This is a genomic window from Terrisporobacter sp. (assembly GCF_017888745.1).
Classification (GTDB): domain Bacteria; phylum Bacillota; class Clostridia; order Peptostreptococcales; family Peptostreptococcaceae; genus Terrisporobacter.
The window spans coordinates 1-4,652 of record NZ_JAGHFM010000064.1 but is presented as its reverse complement, the minus strand read 5'-3'; the positions used below and the strand labels follow the sequence as shown (position 1 = coordinate 4,652).

The window sequence follows — 4,652 nt, the reverse complement described above, 5'->3', positions numbered from 1 at the left end:
CCACATATCTCAAACTTACATCCTCTTGTGTTTCAAATATATTAAAGTCTGTAAAATTAGACATATGAGGTGTTCTAACAACTTCTATATGTACATCACTTTTTCCAACTTTTTTCTTAAACCTAGTAGTTACACTATCTTCATCTTCTATTTTTATATCTGTATAAGGAACTACTCCTAGTACAGGAACTTTTATAATATCTTCAAGCATTTTTACACCTGAATCTAAAAGTTCTTTTCGCCCTCTAAATTTATTAATTATTACACCTTTTACTCTTTTTTTATCTTCTTCATTTAGTAAAAGCATGGTTCCTGCCAAAGATGCAAAAACACCACCTCTATCTATGTCTGCTACTAATATAACTGGAGCATCTGCAATTTGAGCCATTCCCATATTAGAAATATCTCTTTCCATAAGGTTTATTTCAGCACAACTTCCTGCTCCTTCCATAACAACAACATCATACTTTTCTTCAAAATCTTTAAATATATCATCTAGCACATTAATTAGTTCTAACTTATACTCATGATATTCTTTAGATGACATATCTCCTACTACCTTACCTCTAACGATTACCTGACTTTTATGATTTCCAGATGGTTTCAATAAAATAGGATTCATATCTGCAATAGGATCTAATCCACAAGCTTCAGCCTGGGATACTTGAGCTCTACCCATTTCAAGACCTTCTTTTGTAATAAAAGAGTTTAGCGCCATGTTTTGGGACTTAAATGGTATTACTCTATGTCCATCTTGTTTAAAAATCCTGCACAAACCTGTGACTATTGTGCTTTTTCCAACATTTGATGCCGTGCCTTGAAGCATTATTTTTTTACTCATAACTTTAATCCTTTCCCAATTTTATATAAATACCAAAAAATCCCAGCTCATAAGACTAGGATTCCACTATACAAAGTATAAAATTGAATCTTCACCCCGAGATTTTTCTTACAAACAATTTAGGCAGGTCTCCTGGCTCAATATCAACTTACTTCCATACCTTCCCATCTTATATAAGACAGTGGTTTAATATGGTTTCATCCATTTCACAGTAGCGGGGGCTGCAAAGGCTTATACCTTTTTCCCTTTTAATTTACACTGTAAAACCTAAATTGATTAATTTTCAGTTTTTAATAGTATAATCTACAATTAGACTCTTTAAGTTAATTATAGTTATTTTAGTTATAATAGAAAACATTTTTTTATCATTATATCTAATTATTTTAATACATCATTTATTAAGTTAATTTTCAATTATAACTACTTTAACTATAATATAGTCTTATCACAGCAAAAAGTCCATATTAAAAAATATGGACTTATATATATATATTATTTTTAGTTTTATTTATTAATTACTTTTTTAAATTTCCATGAAAATTTTTACTCCAATAATTATATAAATCTTCTTCTTTTCTAAATAGAGGTAGACTCATTTTCTTATTAACTTTTACAAGCCATGGAAGCTCTAAACCTGCTTCATTAATTACTTCATAATTCACAAATACATCTTCTGTACTGCCTTCACTAAGTATTTTACCTTGATTTAGAACATATACATAGTCGCATATACCATATATCAAATTCATATCATGACTTGTAATTACTATTTTTATTCTCTTTTTATTCATTGATTTAATAATGTTTACTATAGCTCTAGTACTCTCTGGATCTAACCCTGCTGTAGGCTCATCTAATAATATAATTTTATTTTCCATAGCTATTACAGATGCTATTGCCACTCTTTTTTTTTGACCAAAACTTAAACTATGAACTGGTCTATCTATAAAATCTTCACCATTAACAGCATTTAAAGCTTTATTAATTTTTTCTTTTATTGTTTTTTCATCTGTTCCAATATTCCTTAATGCAAAAGCCAAGTCATCATATACCATAGAATAAAATATTTGTTTTTCTGGATCCTGAAATACAATTCCAACTTCTTTCCTTAAATTATATAAGCTTTTTTTATCATATTTCAACTTATTACATTTATATAAAATTTCACCAGAAGTTGGTTTTAATATTCCCATCAAATTATTAAACAAAGTAGATTTCCCTGAACCGTTGGAACCAATAATTCCTATAATCTCTCCAGAATCAAAATCCATATTTATATTATCTAGAGCTTTTCTTTTTTTATCATATTGGTATGTTAAGTTCTTAATTTTAAACATATTAATCTTCCTCTATAATATGAAATGTACCATCGTATAACTTCATATCTAAAGCTATACTCATTTCATCATATCTTATCATCATTCTTTTAAATAACATATTAACTAATAATCCAAATGATTGATATGCATTTTTTAAACTTATATATCCAAATTTTAATTCTTGTGACTTTCTAATGTCAGATACCTCTTCTAAAAAAATAAATATGAACCTATACATAAGCATAGATATTTCTAGAAAAATATCTGGTAAATGCATCTTTTTTAGTATAAAAATAAGCTGATTAAAAGGTGTTGTCAACATAACAAAATATATACATGTTAAGCAAGATAAGGATCTAAAAAACAGATGTAAAGCTGTATCTATAGTTTCATTAGACATACCTATATATATACTACCTATCTTTATACTATATAATAGTGACCCTTTACTTTGAGCCACACTAAAAAGTATCATTAGTATGCTTATTACTAAAAATATTAATGGTATTTTTATAAAACGTATATAATCCTTCAATTGAATTTTAGCTATTCCAACAATTACTATACTCATAATAAATATAATTGCCATAGATATAATATTGTAAGGATTTATCAAAGATAAAATAAGTAATAACATACCTATACTAAATTTTACATTTGGGTTAGCCTTAGATAATTTATTATTATAAGCATAATCATCTATTATCATTTTTTACTTCTTCCATATAATCCCTTACTTTTTTCTTAGTTCTAGTGGTACCAATATAATATCCTACTATTCCAGCTCCTAAAGCAGCTTGACTTGCAAATAATAAACTTTCAATTTCTCCACTAGCAGGCTCATAAAAACTACTAAACCAAGCTTCATAACCTGGGTTAATTTCTGTTATTAATGCTTCAGCTTCACCATCAGCTCCTCCAAACTCTGCATCTGTGTGAATCACTTGTGGAATTATAATTATAGCTAGAACTAACGCAAGTAATATTACTGTTAGCTTCATACTATTAGATTTTTTAGGTACTGATTTCATCATTATGCAAGCACCTCTCTTTCTTCATTTTCAGCTATAAAGTTGTAAACTATAACTGTTAGTAAACCTTCAGCTATTGCTATAGGTACTTGAGTCACAAAGAATACCCCTAAAAATTTACCTACTGACGCTATTACTCCTCCTGATGGATCTGGGAAAGCTAATCCTAATTGTATAGATGTTATTGTATATGTTAATAAATCTCCTAAAGCTGCTGCTAAAAACACAGCCCATTTTTTATCTATTTTGTCTTTACATAATTTCCATATTCCGAAAGAAACTAAAGGCCCTATTACTGCCATTGAAAATGCATTTGCACCTAAAGTTGTTATCCCTCCATGAGCTAACAACAATGCTTGGAATAATAAAACTATAGTTCCTAATACTACTGTTACACTTGGTCCAAATAATATAGCTGCAAGACCTACACCAGTTGGATGGGAACAACTACCTGTAACAGATGGTATTTTAAGTGCTGATAATACAAATACAAAAGCTCCACATAGTGCTAATAAAAGCTTCTTTTTAGGATGTTCCTTAACTATTTTTGTAATATTTTTCAACCCAACTACAAAGAATGGTATAAATATTACCCACCAAGTAATTGCCCAATTAACTGGCAAAAAACCTTCCATAATATGCATTGCATTTGAGATAACAGGTGTGATCATTAACATAAATGCGCCTATCAATGACCATTTAAAATTGCTTTTTTTCATACTAAGTACATCTCCCTTTTTTAATTTAATTGTAGGGTGTATATCTTATTATTATTTCTTTATAAGATAATAACTGTCTATCTTCCCTATTATGTACTCTTAATATAGTCAATGTTGATAATAAAAAATCCCAACCATGAGGTTAGGTAAGTATATCTAAATTTCCAACATTAAGCGTTTTATAATAAGATATTTCCTTCACCCCGAAGAAATTACTTTCCATACTTTAGGCAGGTCTCCTGACTTAGCTTCATCCTACTCCTCACCTTCCCATAAAATTCGCTTTAACATATTGCCAACGATATACTTTCCTTATCACTTCAAATATCTCCGTTGCTCAAATTTTGCTTTGCTCATCAAACAGTGGTTTATTGAGTTTCGTCCACATTACAGTAACGGGGGCTGTAGAGGAGTTTCACCTCTTTCCCTATTAATCTATACGTAGAACCTAAAATATTTTCATATTAAATTTTTCATTCCTTTTACATAAATCTTATACAATAAAATATAATTTTTCTACCATAAAAGTTTTTTTTTACATCCTATTCCAAATTGTTATCATCTTTAAGATTAGTTTAAGGTTCCATTTATATAATTCAATTGTAAAGGAAATTTAATAGGGGGTGAATAATTTGGCAATAAAATCTTTTAAACGCTATGAGAAAAAATTTCTAATATCAAAAATGCAATATGAACAATTAATTTCTAGACTTTCACAATATGTAAATTCTGATAAATACTG

General features: G+C 28.6%; 5 protein-coding genes and 2 riboswitches. All 5 genes read right to left on the bottom strand.

The genetic code is table 11. The features are described from left to right. A partial coding sequence (locus J7G74_RS02740) for a cobyric acid synthase (protein WP_297131607.1) occupies nucleotides 1-841 on the bottom strand: 841 nt, incomplete at its 3' end. 105 nt (nucleotides 842-946) lie between these two features. Next, nucleotides 947-1,127, bottom strand: a riboswitch (cobalamin riboswitch). A gap of 229 nt (nucleotides 1,128-1,356) precedes the next feature. After that, nucleotides 1,357-2,178: an energy-coupling factor ABC transporter ATP-binding protein gene (locus J7G74_RS02735; protein ID WP_297131604.1), complete on the bottom strand. Its 822-nt coding sequence runs from the start codon at nucleotides 2,176-2,178 to the stop codon at nucleotides 1,357-1,359. Nucleotide 2,179: 1 nt separating this feature from the next. Then, entirely contained in the window at nucleotides 2,180-2,869 is a 690-nt protein-coding gene (gene cbiQ / locus J7G74_RS02730; protein WP_297131602.1) for a cobalt ECF transporter T component CbiQ, read from the bottom strand. Beyond that, on the bottom strand, nucleotides 2,856-3,194 hold the full coding sequence (locus J7G74_RS02725; RefSeq protein ID WP_330616367.1) for an energy-coupling factor ABC transporter substrate-binding protein: 339 nt from the start codon (nucleotides 3,192-3,194) through the stop codon (nucleotides 2,856-2,858). Before J7G74_RS02725 ends, cbiQ begins: the two co-directional genes overlap by 14 nt. Further along, complete coding sequence (locus J7G74_RS02720) at nucleotides 3,194-3,910, bottom strand: energy-coupling factor ABC transporter permease (protein ID WP_297131600.1); 717 nt, start codon at nucleotides 3,908-3,910, stop codon at nucleotides 3,194-3,196. The genes J7G74_RS02725 and J7G74_RS02720 overlap by 1 nt, the downstream gene beginning before the upstream one ends. 212 nt (nucleotides 3,911-4,122) lie before the next feature. Then, nucleotides 4,123-4,377: riboswitch (cobalamin riboswitch) on the bottom strand. Nucleotides 4,378-4,652: the final 275 nt, after the last annotated feature.

Excerpts from the sequence above, each read along its gene's own strand:
- J7G74_RS02725 (WP_330616367.1), bottom strand. The coding sequence starts at position 3,194 with ATGATGAAATCAGTACCTAAAAAATCTAATAGTATGAAGCTAACAGTA.
- J7G74_RS02735 (WP_297131604.1), bottom strand. The coding sequence starts at position 2,178 with ATGTTTAAAATTAAGAACTTAACATACCAATATGATAAAAAAAGAAAA.
- cbiQ (WP_297131602.1), bottom strand. The coding sequence starts at position 2,869 with ATGATAATAGATGATTATGCTTATAATAATAAATTATCTAAGGCTAAC.
- J7G74_RS02720 (WP_297131600.1), bottom strand. The coding sequence starts at position 3,910 with ATGAAAAAAAGCAATTTTAAATGGTCATTGATAGGCGCATTTATGTTA.